Source organism: Alteromonas sp. KUL17, assembly GCF_006538305.1.
Taxonomy (GTDB): Bacteria; Pseudomonadota; Gammaproteobacteria; order Enterobacterales; family Alteromonadaceae; genus Alteromonas; species Alteromonas macleodii.
Map to the genome: position 1 here is coordinate 68,808 of NZ_BJKJ01000019.1, position 19,131 is coordinate 87,938.

At 44.9% G+C, this 19,131-nt stretch carries 19 protein-coding genes; 6 read left to right on the plus strand and 13 right to left on the minus strand.

Annotated elements, in window-relative coordinates:
• Nucleotides 1-18: 18 nt before the first annotated feature.
• Nucleotides 19-954 carry an ion transporter gene (locus tag KUL49_RS15510; protein ID WP_131137873.1) on the minus strand — a complete coding sequence of 312 codons (936 nt, stop codon included), beginning with the start codon at nt 952-954 and terminating at the stop codon, nt 19-21.
• A 157-nt stretch (nt 955-1,111) separates the two neighbouring features.
• Here KUL49_RS15510 and KUL49_RS15515 point away from each other — a divergent pair, with 157 nt between their 5' ends.
• The gene (locus KUL49_RS15515; protein ID WP_131137874.1) at nt 1,112-1,873 is read left to right on the plus strand and encodes a sugar-binding protein; all 762 of its coding nucleotides are present in this window, start codon (nt 1,112-1,114) and stop codon (nt 1,871-1,873) included.
• A gap of 169 nt (nt 1,874-2,042) precedes the next feature.
• Here the strand turns inward: KUL49_RS15515 and KUL49_RS15520 are convergent, their stop codons facing one another.
• The 7 genes from KUL49_RS15520 to prmA all read right to left on the minus strand — a co-directional run bounded on the left by KUL49_RS15520 (nt 2,043) and on the right by prmA (nt 9,951).
• The gene (locus tag KUL49_RS15520) at nt 2,043-2,795 is read right to left on the minus strand and encodes a glucosaminidase domain-containing protein (protein ID WP_131137875.1); all 753 of its coding nucleotides are present in this window, start codon (nt 2,793-2,795) and stop codon (nt 2,043-2,045) included.
• 468 nt (nt 2,796-3,263) lie between these two features.
• Nucleotides 3,264-4,556 carry a phosphoribosylamine--glycine ligase gene (gene purD, locus KUL49_RS15525; protein ID WP_131137876.1) on the minus strand — a complete coding sequence of 431 codons (1,293 nt, stop codon included), beginning with the start codon at nt 4,554-4,556 and terminating at the stop codon, nt 3,264-3,266.
• Nucleotides 4,557-4,583: 27 nt separating this feature from the next.
• Nucleotides 4,584-5,399 (minus strand): class I SAM-dependent methyltransferase, encoded by an 816-nt coding sequence (locus KUL49_RS15530; protein WP_039228695.1) that lies wholly within the window; start codon nt 5,397-5,399, stop codon nt 4,584-4,586.
• Between the two features lie 310 nt (nt 5,400-5,709).
• Nucleotides 5,710-7,308, minus strand: coding sequence for a bifunctional phosphoribosylaminoimidazolecarboxamide formyltransferase/IMP cyclohydrolase (gene purH, locus KUL49_RS15535; RefSeq protein ID WP_131137877.1), 1,599 nt, complete (start codon nt 7,306-7,308; stop codon nt 5,710-5,712).
• Between the two features lie 82 nt (nt 7,309-7,390).
• Nucleotides 7,391-7,684, minus strand: coding sequence for a DNA-binding transcriptional regulator Fis (fis, locus tag KUL49_RS15540; RefSeq protein WP_012520109.1), 294 nt, complete (start codon nt 7,682-7,684; stop codon nt 7,391-7,393).
• Between the two features lie 30 nt (nt 7,685-7,714).
• A complete protein-coding gene (gene dusB, locus KUL49_RS15545; RefSeq protein WP_131137878.1) occupies nt 7,715-8,713 on the minus strand; it encodes a tRNA dihydrouridine synthase DusB in 999 nt (332 codons plus the stop codon).
• Between the two features lie 359 nt (nt 8,714-9,072).
• Nucleotides 9,073-9,951, minus strand: coding sequence for a 50S ribosomal protein L11 methyltransferase (gene prmA / locus KUL49_RS15550; protein ID WP_131137879.1), 879 nt, complete (start codon nt 9,949-9,951; stop codon nt 9,073-9,075).
• Between the two features lie 206 nt (nt 9,952-10,157).
• On the opposite strand from prmA, the gene KUL49_RS15555 reads away from it, so the two are divergent.
• Complete coding sequence (locus KUL49_RS15555; RefSeq protein WP_131137880.1) at nt 10,158-10,919, plus strand: ABC transporter substrate-binding protein; 762 nt, start codon at nt 10,158-10,160, stop codon at nt 10,917-10,919.
• Between the two features lie 140 nt (nt 10,920-11,059).
• Nucleotides 11,060-12,679 (plus strand): amidase, encoded by a 1,620-nt coding sequence (locus KUL49_RS15560; protein WP_131137881.1) that lies wholly within the window; start codon nt 11,060-11,062, stop codon nt 12,677-12,679.
• A 178-nt stretch (nt 12,680-12,857) separates the two neighbouring features.
• Here KUL49_RS15560 and KUL49_RS15565 read toward each other — a convergent pair whose 3' ends face one another.
• The 3 genes from KUL49_RS15565 to KUL49_RS15575 all read right to left on the minus strand — a co-directional run bounded on the left by KUL49_RS15565 (nt 12,858) and on the right by KUL49_RS15575 (nt 14,187).
• Entirely contained in the window at nt 12,858-13,151 is a 294-nt protein-coding gene (locus KUL49_RS15565) for a high-potential iron-sulfur protein (RefSeq protein ID WP_118491294.1), read from the minus strand.
• A gap of 222 nt (nt 13,152-13,373) precedes the next feature.
• Complete coding sequence (locus tag KUL49_RS15570) at nt 13,374-14,003, minus strand: flavin reductase family protein (protein ID WP_131137882.1); 630 nt, start codon at nt 14,001-14,003, stop codon at nt 13,374-13,376.
• Nucleotides 13,996-14,187 (minus strand): CPXCG motif-containing cysteine-rich protein, encoded by a 192-nt coding sequence (locus tag KUL49_RS15575; protein WP_039221527.1) that lies wholly within the window; start codon nt 14,185-14,187, stop codon nt 13,996-13,998. The genes KUL49_RS15570 and KUL49_RS15575 overlap by 8 nt, the downstream gene beginning before the upstream one ends.
• Nucleotides 14,188-14,386: 199 nt before the next feature.
• On the opposite strand from KUL49_RS15575, the gene KUL49_RS15580 reads away from it, so the two are divergent.
• The 3 genes from KUL49_RS15580 to KUL49_RS15590 all read left to right on the plus strand — a co-directional run bounded on the left by KUL49_RS15580 (nt 14,387) and on the right by KUL49_RS15590 (nt 17,288).
• Nucleotides 14,387-14,674, plus strand: a complete 288-nt coding sequence (locus KUL49_RS15580) for a hypothetical protein (protein ID WP_131137883.1) — start codon at nt 14,387-14,389, stop codon at nt 14,672-14,674.
• Between the two features lie 106 nt (nt 14,675-14,780).
• Nucleotides 14,781-16,925: an exonuclease domain-containing protein gene (locus tag KUL49_RS15585; protein ID WP_131137884.1), complete on the plus strand. Its 2,145-nt coding sequence runs from the start codon at nt 14,781-14,783 to the stop codon at nt 16,923-16,925.
• 99 nt (nt 16,926-17,024) lie between these two features.
• Nucleotides 17,025-17,288: a TIGR03643 family protein gene (locus KUL49_RS15590; protein WP_015000000.1), complete on the plus strand. Its 264-nt coding sequence runs from the start codon at nt 17,025-17,027 to the stop codon at nt 17,286-17,288.
• Between the two features lie 55 nt (nt 17,289-17,343).
• Here KUL49_RS15590 and KUL49_RS15595 read toward each other — a convergent pair whose 3' ends face one another.
• Nucleotides 17,344-17,811 carry a hypothetical protein gene (locus tag KUL49_RS15595; protein WP_242633855.1) on the minus strand — a complete coding sequence of 156 codons (468 nt, stop codon included), beginning with the start codon at nt 17,809-17,811 and terminating at the stop codon, nt 17,344-17,346.
• A gap of 279 nt (nt 17,812-18,090) precedes the next feature.
• A complete protein-coding gene (locus KUL49_RS15600; RefSeq protein WP_131137885.1) occupies nt 18,091-19,035 on the minus strand; it encodes a hypothetical protein in 945 nt (314 codons plus the stop codon).
• Between the last annotated feature and the right edge of the window lie 96 nt (nt 19,036-19,131).

Here is a 19,131-nt window from a genome sequence, read left to right on the forward strand (position 1 = left end):
GCTCCAGCCTGCGTATAATCAATCATCTAGCCGTTTGTGATGGTGCTGCAATAGGCGCACAATTAGCTTTGCCTCTTCTTCATCTAAATCCAGAAGTGCGCGAACATGTTCTAGGTGGTGCACATCGTGCTCACTCAACTTTCCGTCGTCCAAAACGCTTCTTACTGTGTCTTTAAACCTATCGCGTTTAAGCTGCATCTGCGATGTGTAGCTAGAAGATAAAATACCCGCTGGTAAGGCGTAAAAACAGATCCCCATAATAGTTATGAGGCCGCCAAATATTTTACCCAGTGCAGTTATGGGAACGGCGTCACCATAGCCCACCGTGGTCAGCGTGACGAGTGCCCACCACAATGAAGCGGGAATACTGCTAAAAACATCGGGCTGAGCAGCATGTTCAATATAGTAAATACAGGTGGCGGCGATAATCGTGAACAACAAAAGTACGCTTAACGCCGCAATAAGGCTGTGAGACTCGTTGCGCAATACGGTAACGAGAGTTTGCATAGAGCGCGAATAGCGCCCAATTTTTAGAATTCGCATTACCCGAAATATTCGCAAAATACGTAAATCGAACGCCACGAAAACGCTTAAGTAAAAAGGCAGAATTGCCATTAGGTCGACGAGCGCCATGGGACTTTTCAAATAGGTCCAGCGCTTTTGCCATGTCGTTGTGCGTTCGTGATTAGGACGGTTTGGGGCCGATGCGCTGCCGTATAAACGAAGAAAGTACTCAAGGGTAAATATCAGTACTGAAACCACTTCGATTATATGAAGTTCGTACTGCCAAATGGCAGGGATACCCGGCACTGTTTCCAGCATCATAGCGACAACATTTACGATAATTAACGCGATAAGAAATACATCAAATATTTTGCTGAGCTTTTTGTACTCGTGAGCCTCGCTGGCAGGCGCAAGGATGTGATAGCACGCGTTTTGAAATGACATAGCCATGGTAGTGAGGGAACGAATGTCCTTTTTATACCAATTACCGTTTCAAATTGGTAATGCTTCTAAAAAAGAAGGAGGTGTTCGGCGCTATTTTCAAGCGCGGATGGGGTCAAAACATGGTAGTTTAAAATACAAATAAGCAAACAAAGAGCGTATCCAATTGAAAAGTGCAAAACATCTAGGGGCAGTACTAACCTCGGCACTGCTTGTGGCTATGTCTGTGCCCACAGCACAAGCTAAGTCTGACAGCGTACTTTATTCATCAACGCCACCTGTTATAGATGGTGTAGCCAATGACGCTGCATGGAAAGGGGGCGATTGGCATGAAATGACGTCGCTTATGTGGGGCTCGGCTCCTGAGTCCGGTGATTTTTCTGGTCGATATAAACTGCGATGGAACAAGGATGCGCTGTATCTGTTGGCAGAAATACAAGACGATCACCTCTCAGATACCTATGCTAATCCCCTTGAACGTTATTGGGATGATGACTGTTTAGAAATTTTTATTGATGCTGATGCCTCTGGTGGCGATCACCTTAATAACTACAATGCGTTTGCCTATCACTTAGCGTTAGATAATCAGGTTGTTGATATAGGTCCAAATGAAGCAGGAGAGGCTGTACCACAACTCTACAATGATCACGTAGAGAACAAATGGCAGCGAGATATATCGGCGCCGCATAAGATTCATTGGGAAGCAGCGGTACGTGTATTTGATGATAGCTATCAACACGGAAAAGATAATTCGCCTGTTACCTTAAAAGAAGGTATGACGCTGGGCTTTATGCTTGCCTATTGCGATGCGGATGGTGGCGACAGAGAGCACTTTTTAGGCTCTCATGAGATCACCCCAGTAAACGGCGATAAAAACTTGGGGTATAAAGATGCGTCGGTGTTTGGAAAGGTGAAGCTGACAAAGTAGTGAACCATAATTTGTCGCTACTTTACTTGATTGACTTGCTGCGCGTAATTGGAAGGAGTCGCAGAAATGCCACTCCTTTTAACCTGCAATTACTCACCTTGACTAAAAGCCATGCCATTTGGCGATGAAAAAATGCGCAACAGAGCTCGTCACACTCTAGCTGGTTGAGTTAATTGGCTTCGCCTTCCTGCTTACTCAGATCTAACTTGTCCAGCACTGCAAGTTTATTAAAACCGATCATCTCACGTATTTCTTTTCCATATTCATCGCCACGCTCAGAATACTTCCCTAAGCCATAGCTAAGCGCAACCCCGGTGACAGCCTTGTCTTCTTCACGTAAGGATTGGCGAATTTTACGCAATGGTTTGTAAGCATCGTGAGTGTTTAAATTTAGCATGTAGCTTTCTACTGAGTCGGCAGGCGAACGGAAATCAGCAACTTCATGATTTTTGTTAGTGTCACGCGATTTTGGAACGATACCGCAGCCCTTAGAGAAACACCACTGACCAAAAAAGTTGTTCCCTAATTTTGCAAAACGAGAGGTACCCCATGCACTTTCATTCGCTGCTTGTGCAATAGCTAACGACGCAGGAACAATGTCGGCACGCCTTAACAACACCTCGCAGGCTGACTCCTGTTCAAGGTCAGCATCGTCAACACGAAACTTTGTCAGGAACTGGTCTAGATTGTCTGCTTCATCCGCGTCGCAAGAACTTTGAATTTGCACTCTATCGGTGGCTAGCTCTTTGTTCACCTCGACTACAATAGGAGTGAAATACTCAAAAAAAGCCGCTTTTCGGTCAGGCCCGGCGGCATAAGCAGTAAAGTCTGGAGCAGATTCTTTGGCAAAAAAGGCGAACCACGCTGCGGTACTCGCCACTACTGCTACAAGCAATACAGCAATAAGTTTAGTGTTCGACATCAGGTGATATCTCTTTTATTAGAATGAAATAATACGCTTTTTAAGCAGACTACCTGAGCCTATTAAATCTCGCTGAGTGGTTAATCATCTATGCGGATCGTTATTATTAACATACAGGTTCTAGTATGCGCTGCAACATATAGAGAGGGTCAGTAAATTAAAGATTTATAATGTATACAGTACTATCGGCAAGTACCAAATCAGACTCAATGTGAAATTCAATACCTTATTACTTATGTACTGAGCGCGAGTTTTCTTTTGTGTTGAGCGTTAGTATCAGGTTAAGCAGTGATATGTAGCTGGGAAACTACGATTTCTGCATTTGCTGCACGTTAGCATGGTGAGTAAGTGGTAAGAGTAGGTAAGAGTAAAAGTGGGGGGCGTAGAATTCACACCCTGGCTTTTCATAATGATGTAAGAACGCAGCGTTAAGCTGCGTTCATTTAGCACTTTCTATGAGGCTTTCGGCTACTTGGCTTCAGCTTCACGCTCAATCGCACGGTGCGCAATATCAGTGCGGTAGTACACATCTTTAAACTGAATGGCTTTTAGTAGCTCGTAGGCTTTTTGCTGCGCTTCGGTAACGTTGTTACCCAAAGCTGTAGCGCAAAGTACGCGGCCACCTGCGGTTACCACTTCGCCATCTTGAAGGGCGGTGCCTGCATGGAAAACCTTTCCGTCTAACTTAGCAGCTTCTTCAAAACCAGTAATCACGTCGCCTTTATCATAGCTGCCTGGATAGCCGCCAGCGGCAAGCACAACACCTACCGACGCGCGCTCATCAAACTCAATCGTTTTACCTGCAAGTTCGCCTTTGCACGCTGCTTGGCAAAGTGGAACCAAGTCAGACTTTAAGCGCAGCATGATTGGCTGAGTTTCCGGATCGCCAAAGCGACAGTTGTATTCGATTACCTTTGGAGTGCCATCAGCCATAATCATAAGGCCAGCATATAAAAAGCCAACGTAGTCGTTGCCTTCAGCAGCCATGCCGTTAACTGTTGGCATAATCACTTCTTGCATAATACGGTCGTGAATGTCCTGCGTTACAACCGGAGCAGGAGAGTATGCACCCATACCACCTGTGTTTGGCCCTTTATCACCGTCAGCAGCACGCTTGTGGTCTTGGCTGGTGGCAAAAGGCAGTACGTTCTTACCGTCTACCATAACAATAAACGATGCTTCTTCGCCGTCTAAGAACTCTTCAATAACTACGCGGCTGCCCGCTTCGCCAAAGGCATTGCCCGCTAGCATGTCGCGAATAGCCTCTTCAGCTTCTTCTAGGGTCATCGCAACAATAACACCTTTACCGGCAGCAAGGCCGTCTGCTTTTACTACAATCGGCGCACCTTTCTCGCGAACATAGGCAATGGCAGGGTCAATTTCTGTGAAGTTTTGATACTCAGCCGTTGGAATGTTGTGGCGAGCCAAAAAGTCTTTGGTAAAAGCTTTTGAGCCTTCAAGCTGCGCCGCAGCTTGAGTGGGCCCAAAAATCATTAAACCCGCGTTAGTGAACGCATCTACAACACCTGCAACCAGCGGCGCTTCTGGGCCTACAATAGTAAGCTCAACATCGTTACCTTGAGCAAAAGAAACCAAGCCAGCAATGTCGTTAACATCAATAGCTACGTTCTCAAGCTTAGGTTCTGTAGCTGTGCCGGCATTGCCAGGTGCTACAAATACTGTTGAAACATCAGAAGACTGCGCTGCTTTAAACGCTAACGCGTGTTCGCGGCCACCGCCGCCAATTACAAGTACGTTCATTAACTGTTCCGTTTTGAGTGTTTAATTTTATGATTTTGGTTTGGTGAATTTTAGCGTCATGCGATTGCTCTCGCCAATCGCCATGTATTTTTCGCGATCTTGATCATCTAGCGCCAAACGTGGAGGTAGCGTCCACACACCTTTCGGGTGGTCGGCAGTATCCATTGGGTTCGCGTTGACATCGCTGCTTGCTTCAAGCACAAAGCCTGCTTTTTCGGCGGCAGCCACAACGTAAGAACGCTTCATGTAGCCACTTTTCTTCATTGCTTCATCATCTGCGCTTTCAGGAAGCTCATGTTCCACTACGCCCAGTACGCCACCTGGCTTAAGCGCTTTGAAAAATGCGCCAAATGCATTGTCGATACCCTCGTCACCGTGACGCATATACCAGTTGTGTACGTTGCGAAACGTCAGCACCATATCGGCACTACCTGCGTCGCTAATATCTAACGCTTTGATTGGGTCGAATGCAGTAAGCTCAGCACCTTCGTACTTCATGCCCGGCTTCATTTTTTCTTTGAAGCCTTCCACCGATTTTTTAAAGTAACCGCTGGTTTCATCATCAACGTAAAAGTGAGCAGCTACATACTTACCGTTATCTTTTACAACAGAATAAAGGATGTCGGCGTACCAACCACCACCTGGAGAGATTTCTACTACAGTCATGTCTGGGGTAAGGCCAAAAAAGCGCAGTGTTTGCTGAGGATTACGGTACTCATCGCGTACTTTTGCACTAGCAGAGCGGATATCGCTCATTGCGGCATCAGAAATCGCATCTGCGCTGGCATAAGTAGCACTTACACCTAGGGTTGCGGCTAACACATATTGGGCTAACTTTTTCATTCTTATTTCCTTTTTCTGTCGAGGGTAGGCGAATAACATAACACTATTACTACAAATTACCACGGGTCAGATCAAGCCTATCAGCTAACCCCTATTTGCACTTACGCCTTAGCAGAATAATTCGCAACTCTGTCGCTTCGATGAGATTTCATTACAACCAAGCAAATGATCTTGAGTCTGCGTATTTAAAAGGGTTAAGGAAAATAACAAACACACAGTAAAGCCACTAAATGCCACTTTACTGCGTGTTTAACTTAGGTGTTGGTGTCCCTCACTAAGCCTGCACTAAAAGGTATTGCGTAAATACTTATTAGTGACGGAAGTGGCGCATACCCGTGAACACCATAGCAATGCCGTGCTCGTCAGCGGCATCAATGACTTCTTGGTCGCGCATAGAGCCGCCTGGCTGAATTACTGCTTTAATACCTGCTTCAGCTGCAGCGTCGATACCGTCGCGGAATGGGAAGAATGCATCAGACGCCATTACAGAGCCTGCAACTTCAAGGTTCTCATCAGCTGCTTTAATACCCGCAATTTTTGCAGAGTAAACGCGGCTCATTTGACCTGTGCCCACGCCTACCGTCATACCGTCTTTGCAGTAAACAATTGCGTTAGACTTCACGTATTTTGCTACCTTCCAGCAGAACATAAGGTCGCGAAGTTCTTCTTCGCTTGGCTTGCGTTTGGTCACCACTTCTAGGTCTTCCATTTCAACCATGCCGAAGTCACGCTCTTGTACCAATAAACCGCCGTTCACGCGTTTAAAGTCGTAACCTTCAGTTAGCTGACCAGCCCAGTCACCACACGCTAGAAGACGTACGTTTTTCTTTGCACTAACTACTTCTTTTGCTTCATCGCTTACGGTTGGTGCAATAATGACTTCTACGAATTGACGGTCAACAATGGCTTGTGCGGTATTTGCATCAAGCTCGCGATTAAACGCAATAATGCCGCCAAATGCAGACGTAGGGTCAGTTTTAAACGCACGATCGTATGCACTTAAAATATCATCGCCAATAGCAACACCGCACGGGTTAGCGTGCTTAACGATTACACATGCTGGCTCTTCGAATTCCTTCACGCACTCTAGCGCCGCATCGGTATCAGCAATGTTGTTAAACGAAAGCTCTTTACCCTGAAGCTGGGTAGCGGTAGCCACAGACGCTTCTTGAACATTGTTTTCAACATAGAATGCCGCTTCTTGGTGGCTATTTTCGCCATAGCGAAGGTCTTGCTTCTTAGTAAGCTGCATGTTGTAGGTACGTGGGAATTCACTGTGCTGGTGGTCACAGTCTGCTTCACAGCCTGTGCTGTCTAAACGAGCACCAAAGTAGTTTGCAATCATGCCGTCGTATTCGGCCGTATGTTCAAACGCTTTAATCGCAAGGTCAAAACGGGTGTTGTACGTTAACGAGCCATTGTTGTCGTTCATTTCTGCAAGCACGCGAGAGTAGTCCGCCGCATTAACAACAATAGTGACATCTTTATGGTTTTTCGCTGCTGCGCGAACCATCGTTGGCCCACCGATATCAATATTTTCAATCGCATCTTCTAGCGTACAGTCTTCGTTTGCCACGGTAGCAGCAAACGGGTAAAGGTTAACCACCACAAGGTCGATAGGCGCAATGCTGTGTTCTTCCATCACTGCTTCATCGGTACCGCGACGACCAAGGATACCGCCATGAATTTTCGGGTGAAGGGTTTTAACGCGGCCAGCCATAATTTCTGGGTGACCTGTGTGATCAGACACTTCTTTAACAGGTAAGCCAGCGTCAGCGAGAAGTTTAGCAGTACCGCCCGTCGACAGAAGTTCTACGCCAGCGTTATGCAGCGCTGTCGCGAAATCGAGGATACCGGTTTTATCAGAGACACTAAGGAGAGCACGTTTAATTGGTTTTGGTGTTTGCATAAATTTTAAGTTTCTAATGTTGTAGTGTTGAAACAAAAAGAGCACCGATTGGTGCTCTTTGGTGGGCAAAGCCCTTGGAATCTTAGTTCATGCCGTATTGCTTAAGCTTCTTGCGAAGTGTGCCACGGTTGATGCCCATCATGATGGCAGCGCGGGTTTGATTGCCGCGTGTGTAAGTCATGACTTCTTCTAGCAGCGGCGCTTCAACTTCAGCCAGTACCATTTCGTACAGGTTATCGATGTTTGCGTTATCCAATTGCTTAAGGTACTTGTTAACCGCTTGCTTTACAGAGTCACGCAGTGGCTTTTGAGCTTGCGTTTGTGAAGGCGTAGTTACTGTAGTAGTAAAAGGTGAAGTCACGTTTTGATCGAACATAATACTGTGTTGCTCTTAAGTTAGTCATCACTATGCTGCGGGAGAAATCTGTCGGGTCTCTCGGGTCTGCAGCGCTTGAAAATATGCATTTAGTGCATCGAGTTGCTCATTCGCATCATCGATAGCGTTAAACGTTTTACGAAACTGACGATCCGTATCGTGCTCCGCGAGATACCAGCCCACGTGCTTACGGGCAATTCTCACACCGGCTATGTCGCCATAAAAGTTCTGCACATTAGCTACATGCTCGTGCAAAAGTTCATATAACTCTGACAGTGGCGGTGCTGGTAGGTTCTCGCCCGTTTCAAGATAATGTTGGATCTGTTTAAATATCCAAGGCTTACCTTGCGCGCCGCGACCTATCATTACGCCATCTGCACCGGTGTAATTCAGCACCTCTTGTGCTTTCTCTGGAGAAGTAATGTCACCATTTGCAATAACAGGAATTGATATTGCCGCCTTTATTTGACGTATGGTGTCGTATTCAGCTTCTCCTTTATACATACAAGCTCGTGTTCTGCCGTGAACAGCAAGCGACTGTATGCCGTTTTGCTCTGCAATGCGGGCAATTTCAACCCCATTGCGATTTTCTGGGTTCCAGCCAGTGCGAATTTTCAGTGTTACGGGTACGTCAACAGCATTAACTACTGCTTTAATAATCGCTTCCACTGTATCTGGGTATTGAAGCAAGGCAGAACCGGCTAGCTTCTTATTGACCTTCTTAGCAGGACAACCCATGTTGATGTCGATGATTTGCGCACCATTTTCAACATTAAATTGTGCTGCCTGAGCCATAAGCTCAGGGTCGGCCCCAGCTATCTGTACAGAGCGAATGCCTTCTTCACCCTCATGATTCATACGCGCTTGTGATTTGGCTGTGTTCCAAACCTTCGGATTACTCGAAAGCATTTCTGAAACAACAAGCCCTGCACCTAAGCGCTTACAAAGTTGGCGAAACGGTCTATCTGTTACGCCAGCCATGGGGGCCAACATCAAATTGTTTTCTAACTCGTAAGGTCCAATCCGCATTGTAAAATGTATAGCTCGCCATCTAAAACTGCACAGAAAATATACACCCGGCTAAAACGGGGCGCTAAGTGTACGTGTTTTCGCAAGGCTTGAAAAGGCTAAAAATCACACAAAATTTCACTTAGTGGTCTTGACAGTGAAAAAAATCTGTCACATTAGTAAGCTAACGTTGATTTTCAGTCTAAATATTGTACGAAAGTCTTACAGCCCCCGATTTGAAAGGGCTGTAATGTGAAAAAAATTAACAAATTATTAGGTTGTTGTGACCGTGTTTGTTTAATTTTGCAGCGAGTTGTGAGCAGAAAATATCATTTCTACTTAATAAGCATTCAAGATCTCAGTCTATTTAACACTCAATACTAACGCTTTTGGCCAGAAACTCGTGCCCATTCACCGTCAATAGCACTGGGCTCTAGCGTGATATCGCTTGAATAGGCGTCTTCAATTCGCGAGACCTGTTCAGCCAATATGCCGGAAAGTACTAACAAACCGCCCGATTTGCAGTAGTTGGTAATAACACTTTGAAGTTCTAGTAATGGACCAGACAAGATATTCGCCATGACCACATCGGCTTCTAGTTCAGGCTGGTCTTCTGGAAGATACACATCCAAACGATCTTCAACGCCATTGCGGCGCGCATTTTCTTTTGTCGCTTGAAGAGCTTGCGGGTCAATATCAATACCAATAACGCGCTTAGCGCCTAGCTTCAATGCGGCAAGGGCTAAGATGCCTGACCCACAGCCAAAATCGACGACCGTTTTATCTGTCATATCGATACCGTCTAGCCAGCGTAAACAAAGCGCCGTGGTAGGGTGTGTACCAGTACCAAAGGCAAGCCCTGGGTCGAGCATCACGTTAACAGCGTTTGGATCTGGAACATCACGCCAGCTTGGGCAAATCCACAAGCGCTCACCAAACTGCATAGGATGGAAGTTATCCATCCACTCTCGTTCCCAGTCTTTGTCTTCAAGTGGTTCTAGCTTGTATTTAAAGTCTGGACCAAGCACCTTCGCCTTACCTAGGCGTTGCAGAATACCTTTCATATCGGCATCAGCTTCAAATAGCCCTACCACTTGTGTATCTGGCCACAGTAATACCTCACCTGGTTTAGGCTCGTACATGGGCGTATCTTTCGCGTCAACATAGGTAACGGCTTGCGAGCCATTCGCTGTTAGCATATCGCCTATTGATTCAGCGTGTTCAGAGGAGGTGTTAATTCGAAGTTGTAGCCAAGCCATAGTTATCGTTCGTTGGGACCTTTGTTGGTTATTGTACCTTCGGTTGGCGTTAAACAAAATGAAAGCAAGCGAAAAGCAGGAGCAATATGTCTTATTTGCTGTGTTTGGGAGGGAAATTCACTGCTTAGCCTTTAGTCCAGTGGCTTGAATTGCAAATGCGCCTATAGTTAATAAAACGGTTCGATTGGAAAGTTAACCGGAGTTTTATGCGTTTTCTTATTTTGTTTTTGTGCGTCTTTGCCAACGCCTCTTCTGTCGTCGCCCGAGAGCTAAATGTGGTGGTTGGGTGGAACAAGCCACCATATGTCATATCGCAAGAGCACAGTGGGTTTGAAGTTGACCTTGTCAGAGCCATTGTATCGGAAATGGGTCATACACTTTCGCCTATCTATGTTCCCTTTGGTCGCACGGCACATTTACTAAAGAACAGTGCTGTCGATATTGGGCTTACACAAAATGCGGCACACAACGTTAACGTTTCTATCCTTTCTGACCCATACATTATTTATCAAAATGTGGCCGTGTCACAGGCAGCTAGAAACTTTGTTATTGATGATATAAGCGATTTAAAAGGAAAGAGCGTTATTGCATTTCAAACAGCGCAATCGGTATTAGGCGAGCAGTTTAAGGAAGCCTTGGCGCTCGAGCCAGCTTATATAGAAATGGCTAGGCAGGACCGTCAGGTTGACATGCTTATGCGTGATCATGTCGACGTTATTGTTTTAGACCGAAGCATATTTAACCACTTCAAACTTGAAAACGAGGTTTATGCTGAGAAAGAAACGGTGTTTCATGAATTATTTCCTGTCTCTGTATATTGCGCAGCGATCCCCGACCCTGAGCTGAGAGCCAAGTTTAATACTGTGCTGAATCGCTTCATTGAAGATGGCCGCTATCAATTGCTGCTCAACAAATATCAGCTAGATAATCTTCTTCATAAGCTACCCCAAGAATCTTCCTTTATGTGATCACAAGATTTATGTTGTAGACAATGAACTATTTCTGATTCAACGTATATCAAGTTAACAATATGATAAAGCCTGTTGCTTTTTGCTTGTTTAGTTAAATGCAATAACAGGCACTAGGACTCTGCATTAAGGAAAGATCTATGTTGAAAGAGTGGTATTTGCTGATAGCTGTTTTGCTATGCACCGCCTGCGCGTCGCAATCGAACCCTAATCCTACCCCTTCAAAGTGGTTAGATGAACCTGCGTTTGTTCAAGCGCAAGCTATTATCGATGGCAAGGTTACATCGTCAGCGTTAGTCAGTGGTTATCTGGCGAGAATTGAGCAGCTTGATAAAAAGACAAACAGCATTTTAGCGCTAAATCCAAATGCACTAGCTGAAGCGAAAGCTATTGATAAAAAAGTGGCTAATGGTGAAGCATTAGGACCTTTAGCTGGCATCCCCGTGCTATTGAAAGACAATATAGAGAGTACAGAGATGCCAACGACGGCAGGCTCTATGGCGCTAATTAATAACAATACCGGTCGAGACGCTCCGATTGTGGCGAAGCTTAAAGCCGCTGGGGCGATCATTCTTGGCAAGACTAACTTATCTGAATGGGCAAATTTTCGTTCAGAATCATCGATAAGCGGCTGGAGTGCAGTAGGTGGCTTAACCCGTAACCCGCATATTTTATCAAGAAGTGCATGTGGCTCGTCTTCTGGCTCGGGCGCAGCAATGTCACTCAGATTAGCATCACTCGCCGTAGGCACTGAAACCAATGGCTCTATAATATGCCCTGCATCTATTAATGGTGTAGTGGGCTTTAAGCCAACGGTCGGTTTACTTTCTAGAACGCATATAGTGCCTATTTCCTTCAGTCAAGATACCGCAGGACCTATGACCTCCAATGTTCAAGATGCATGGCTTATGACAGCTGTAATGGCGGGCGAAGATGCAAGCGATAGCGCCACTAAAAATGCAGGGGCTCATCGCCCGGCCATGCCTTTATCTGAGATGCTTCCAACAGACTTAAAGGGCAAGCGCATTGGTGTGGTCAGGTATCGCCAGGGCGATAACCCTCATGTATTAGCGGTTTATGAAAGCGCATTAAATCAGTTAAAAGCATCGGGCGCGACCTTGGTGGATATCAGTGACTTTTCCCAGCCAGATTCATTTTGGCCCGACTCGTACAATGTTTTGCTAAGCGAGTTTCATCACAGCATCAATGAATATTTGTCGGGGTCGCCGGCAGAGATCCCTGCTAGAAACTTATCTGAGCTTATCGCTTTTAATAACAAAACCGAACGAGAGTTGGTGCTGTTTAATCAAGATATTTTCGAAAAGTCGCTAGCGTCAGCATCTATAGATAGTGAACAGTATCAAAGCGCACTTCGCCTTATTCAGGATACCGCGGGCAAAAATGGTATTGACGCATTGCTAGCAAAGCACAATGTCGATGTATTAGTAGCGCCTTCAAATAGCCCTTCATTTTTAATCGATGGAGTGTATGGAGATCATTCGCCAGCCGGTTTTATTGGTATTGGTTATTTGGCCGCTGTTGCAGGGTATCCGCACCTTACAGTACCTGCGGGCCAAGTAAAGAATCTCCCGGTAGGAATTAGCTTTATCGGCGGCAAGTGGCAAGATGAAAATGTGCTGAAAATAGGTAAAGTGTTTGAAGCAAAACATGGTTTTTTCATTAAGCCTGGCCTTTTACCAACCCGTTTTGACACCCCAAGCTTAAAAGGTATTGATACTGGCCTTAATAACGACGGTTAACAAGTGGCTCGTTGCTAAGTTAAAGCATCTCAAAGCGTTTCCAAACAAAAAAGCCCTCGAGTCATCGAGGGCTTTTACAATTCAAGTTACTAACTTTAAGCTATTGTGACCAGCCGCTGTTTGTAGCTTTATGCAGCGTTTGGTTTCAACATAAAAGCTGCTATGCCGCTTTAAATGCTTAACCTGGCTTTTTAACCCACGCGCTACACCAGCCATCAGCGTTAACCAGCTTGTTAGGGAAAATGTTACAAGGGCGATATTGTTCGCCATCGGCACCCTGCACGTACATGCAGTTAGCACATTTTGCACCTTCAACGGTTGACGATGGTGTGTAGTTCAATGCTTTAGCAGTTGGGTCATCAGCGCTCAATTGTTCTTGAGCTTGTGCACGTAACGCTACACCACCTAATGTAAGACCGATAACTGTAGAGCCCGACAGTTTTAAAAAGTCACGGCGATTTACAGATTTCATAACATTCTCCTTAAGAGATAGAAACGATAATGATTCTTTTTTATTCAGTGCCTTAAACGCAAAAACCTGCCCAAAGAGGCAGGTTTTGTGTAATGTTTAAATACTATCTCTTTTTGAAAAAAGATCGAATGAAATGTCTTATTTTCACTTGATCTAGATTAAATAAAATTCAGAGTAATAACACCCGATTGTAAATTTTAGACTGTTCTATCTGCTACAAGTTCATTTTTTAGCTAGGGATACACCGGGTTTGGCGTAAGCAAATTGTGCAATACGCGTAGTATTATGATAGCTATCTAAACCAGAAATACAGGCAGTGTTGGCTTTTTCTAAATCGGCGTATCCGTCTTCATCAATAATGCTCTCTGGCATATGGAGCTCTTGAATTTCTCCAATAACCATTTCGGTTTCGTTAAGCAGTTTTAAATGTTGCGCCACCTTCAAGCCCATCTTGATTTGGCTTTCTTTAACAAACGGCGCACTAAATAACTCGCTAAACTGTGGTGTTAAGCCCACTGCTTCAAATTCACTTTCATCAGGGGCATAGCGGGCAGACGTTTGATGTGCTTTATCGACCCAATCGGCTGAAACGTGATTTAGCGTATAAAAGCCCTGTTGTTTTATATTGCTAAGGGTGTCTCGTACGACCGTGTGAGGACGCATGATCATCCCGATTAGCGGCGGGTTAGCGCCCACATGAACAACCGAACTTACAATGGCTAAATTGTTGGTGTTGCCGTTTGTAGTACCCACCAATGTCGCCGATTTGAATCCAGACAAACTGTTAATTAGGTTGGCACGGTATCGCTGAGTAAGTTCATCAATATCGCTGCGAGTAAATTGCTTAGTCATTCTCTCGTTCAGCCTCTATTTGAATGTCTTCACCGTGCTGGTAAGCAGTAAGCTCTATAGGCTGGCAACACACTTGGCAGTCGAGTACCTGCACTTGGCCAACATCGTTAATTTCATCTATTTCTACATCGTTGGGGGCCATACAGTAAGGACATGAAAAGTCCATGGAACGGGTTAAGCTCATATTTAATCGCCTTATTAATCAGTAAACAGGTTTATTACGTAATGCTTAGACGAGTGGATTTCCTTTATAAAGTGCATAGTGTTTCGCGTGAAAGTAGCGTGCGCTGGTAGTAGCGGTGTCGTTCAGTCACCGTTGAATATAAGATACAGACCGTCGGCTTCAATAGCGGCTGGCCAGGCGAACAAATAAAGGTGACGATGTGGCAAATAAAGTAGGAAAATGCCCGTGTTGTAACAGAGAGACGCGCCTTACTTATCACCACCTTATTCCCAAAAAAATGCATCGGCGCACCTATTTCAAAAAGCACTTCAGCAAAGCCGAGTTGCAGGACGGTATTTATATTTGTAGGCAATGTCATAGCGGCATACATCGCTTTTATGATGAGATGACATTAGCCAAGCACTACTTCAATTTACAACGTTTACTAGATGACGAGCAGCTTTCAACGTTCTTTCAGTGGGTGTCTAAACAGCGAGTACGTGTTTAAAAAGATTTTTAGCAGCGGATGTGTAACGCAATCGTGATGGATTTAATTTGATTAGCATGGCTGTATAAATATACACTGTTGATGTTTTCATAGTCAAAGATACCTCATGCGAAAAGATTTACCGCCACGTTATTACCTTTCACACTTTCACGAGTTCCTTGCTTTCTTCGAAGGCGCTAACAGTGCGCTTTTAAGCGATGGTGCAACGGACTTTGTTGAGCGCTTTAAAGCATTAGATGATGACAAGCAGTGCATTGTTGTTAGGGCTGCCAATCGCAAGTATGCGGTGATTGACAGAACGCAGTTTAATTATGGCGAAATCACTGAACCACAAGCACAGATAGATTGGCTTATAGAAAACGGTTGGTTTGGCGATATTACTCACGCTACGCTTAACGATATTGCAGGGGTATTGACCAAAGAGGCGCTGCTGGCGCTTCTTGCTGAATACGGCAGTACGCAGGGATTAGCATCGCTCACCAAGCCCAAACTCGTAACGTTACTTAATGAACATATCGGTGCTAGAGGCTGGCCAGAGCGCTTCTCGCTTAATAACTACTTGGTGTGCCTATTCGACGATGCGCTTCGCTATTTACTGTTTCTCTATTTTGGTAACACCAAAAGTCGTTTAAACCAGTTTTCTATGCGTGATTTAGGCGTAATGAGAACCCGCTCTGACTCGGTAACCGATACAGCGCGTTTTGATACTAAAAGCGACGCTGAAGCTTCTTGGTTTTACGCCAATCACTTCAGTCAGTTGGCCTTTTATAACAATGATATATTGCTTGCCATTGCAGAGGGTGAATTACCTGTTACAGAAGGTGTATCTGCCAGTTTTTATCGCGACCAATTACTTTATGCACTAGGGCTTAAAGTGCTAGCCTTCGATAGGCCCAAAGGGCTAGCAATATTGAAACAGGCGCAAAGTGACAAAGCAAAAGAAAAATGGCTAAGGGAAAGCTACAAAGACGGAAATGAAGATGGTGTTAAAGAGGGGCTTGAAGAGATTATCGATAATCCTCCATCGGATACACTGCTTGCGTTTGCGGAAGACTTTTACGCCCGTAAATACCACAAAAAACGCACCAGCACGGTTACCGACATGCTTCGCAATGCTAGCCGTACACTGGATATTGACGTAAGTCAAAATCAGCAAGTAGAGCGTGGCGTGTTGGCGCATTATGCACGGCACGGCATTGAAGGCTGGCGCACGGAAAACCGGTTATGGCGCAGTTTGTTCGGCCTTACTTTTTGGAAGCAACTATACGAAGAGGATACGCTAGTTACAGAGTTTGATCGCAGGCCATTATCGCTTAAGCAAAATAACTTCTACGCTAAGTTTGAGCACAGTATTGAGGCATTATTACAGAAGCTCGATAGCAAAGATAAGCTGCGTTTTCACCTCCACAAAATGGCTACAATGCACTACGGTAAAGTGAACAGCCTGTTTATGTGGTCTAGCCATTTGCTTACGCCTATAGAAGCGCTAATTGAGCATGGTTCACTAGATAGTATCTATACTTTACTTCGCATGATGTGTAGAGATTTTGAAAGCCTTCGCGATGGCTTCCCCGATATTATGGTGTTTGATGGCGCGCTTCGCTTTGAAGAAATTAAAGCGCCTGGCGATCAGCTTCGCCGTAACCAATTGGTTTCTATTCAGCGTTTGCAGCAAGCTGGTTTTGATGTTGCGGTAACAACCGTAAAATGGATACGCGACCCTGCACAGCCTTATGTTGTGGTAGATATAGAGACCACAGGGGGCAACAACAGCTATAACCGCATTACCGAGATAGGTATGGTGAAACTTGTTGGCGGTAAAGAGGTAGACAGGTTTCAAACCTTACTGAACCCGCAGCGTAGAATTCCTAGTAATATAACCCGTCTTACCGGAATCTCGGACGAGATGGTAGCAGACGCGCCGCTGTTTGCCGAAGTCGCTGAGCAGGTGGCTCGATTTACCGAAGATGCCGTATTTGTTGCGCATAACGTGAACTTTGATTATGGGTTCATTAAACAAGAGTTTGCGCGGTTAGAGCAGCATTTTAGGCGACCAAAAATGTGCACAGTTCGCGAAATGCGCCGCACTTATCCCGGGTTGCCTTCGTACTCTTTGGCTAATTTAACTAAACATTTTCATATAGAAATGGAACGGCATCACCGAGCGCTAAGCGACGCTAAGGCTGCCGCCGAACTGTTAAAGCTAGCATTTGAGAAAGACGATGAATTAACGGGCCTGTCGGCGAATTAATAACGTTGTTATTGAAATTTTTACTATGCGGATACTGAACAAAATGTGCGTAAATGCTGTATTGAGTTGAGTTATAACGTGCATATTGAGATGTAAGACATGGCATTAACTGAAGAACAAGAATCACGAATTATTGAAATGGCGTGGGAAGACCGCACGCCGTTTGAAGCCATTGAGCGTTTATACGGGCTTCCGGAAAAAGACGTAATAAAGCTCATGCGTAAAAATCTTAAACAAAAAACCTTTAAAAATTGGCGAGAACGGGTGTCAGGCAGAAAGACCAAACACGCCAGCTTGCGCCCTGAAGGTGTGGATAGAGGCTATTGTCCCTCGCAATACAAATACAAAAGTGCCAACAAGTAGTGTTGAATAAGTATCTGTTTGACGTTACCGGTTTGACAACGTGGACTAGCCTACATTACTTCTTTGGCGGAGTAATGGTGGTTATGGGTAAAAGAAACGCGGTTAACTGCTGACGTAACGGCGTTGGAAAGATAACCGTATTTTCTGATTGTAAAATACTTTTAGCGTGATCAACTTGGCGTAACAGATTGTGGTAGGTGTCATTGTTTTGCTGTATTGCCTCTACCTTACTCATCATTAATTCAATAAATTCGGCGGGGGATAGGTTGTCGTGTTGCCTTATCTCGAAAGCCAGCGCCTTAAGCACATAGGCTTCCCACTCTTTTCTGTAACTCTCCTGTAATCGCTCAGGATAAAGCGCTAGGTCTGCTATATCTTGCGCTAGGTCTACAATATCAAGGGGATCATCAAAAAGAACGCGAAATGCGAGAAGCACATCGTCAGAGAGGCGAGAAATGGGAAGTTTTTCTTTGAACTGAGCATAGCGGCTTGGCACAAGAACACCTTTTCTATCGGATAACACACATTGCCTTGCGCAGCGCGATTGAACTTGGCTGGCTAACAAAGCACTTTAAATTGTAATAAAAGCGCGAGTACGAAGAAAGTTGTTCAGGTTAAAAATACGTAATTTAGAATAATTGAACGTATTTACAGACCAACCCGTAACCTATTATGCACTGTTAAAGTGTGTACGCGTTCTTGCTGTTTGGCCCATCATTTGATGGGCCTTTTTTATGTTGCTCAATGGCGCTCATTTTCTCGGTAGTAATAAAGAACGTACACTTTGACGAGCGTCAGTCATTCAACTTTCAAAAGAAAGTTTTACACCAGCCAATAATCTGCTGACGCTATCTACAACATCAGTTCTGACAAACCACTCAACATCATGCTTTTCAGACAGCACGCCGCTAAATTCTAGTGAACCGCCGTGACCTGTTCCCAGAAAATCTTCAATTAGTTCAGCGCGCTCACCAAAGCTACTGTCTATGTAGGAGTAGTATGCGAAGTATTCGATAGGATACGATGTGTTAAAAGCACTTGCATCAAACTCTCCGCTGGTGCCCACAACAAGTTTCGCAGCACTTTCATCGGTACGCTGAACCAATTCTATAAAGGCGGTATCTTTATCGTTTAATCGAAACCGATACTCAGCACGAGCAAATGTACCACCGAGCATTTTTTCAAAACTGGCCTCGTAGCTATGGCGCTGGTCCATTTTCGCCGAGTATTCAATCTCGAAATACGCATCTTCACCGCCAATATTAAAGGCTTCAGAGGCTTCCGCATTTGCAAGTTGACCAACCACTACTTCAAGGGCAGTGTCGTTTTGCAATTGCCTTACGTGACGTACCCCCGTTATCCACCCATCTTTCGATAAACCGGTGGAAGAAACGCGCCCTTTGTAGGTTGGAATAATGCCTAGCTCAGTTTTTCCAGATTCGGTTTCATGCCTCAAATACAGACGCCTTGCGTAGAGATAATCAGTATTGTCGCTACCGAACGTATTATGGCTTGATGAAAAGTCATCGCCAGTTACCACAAAGCTGTTTATTGACCACGCTGAAGTGATGGCAAGAGAGGGATAGTAGCGCAGTCGATATTGTTCGCGGCTAGGGCGGTTAGAGCGATCATCGTATCGAACCTGTATGTCTAGCTTCTGTGAGAAAGTGGGTGCTATTTGTTCTCCAAACGCATTGGTTCCCGAAAAAGTAATGAGTGGTAAAACAAGCAAAAACGGAATTCGCACCTATCGAACCTTAAACAAAGCAATTAGCTAGTTTATACATTAAATCTAATTAATTAGCGCATAAAAAGAGCGACTTAACGAAAAAACATAAAAAAA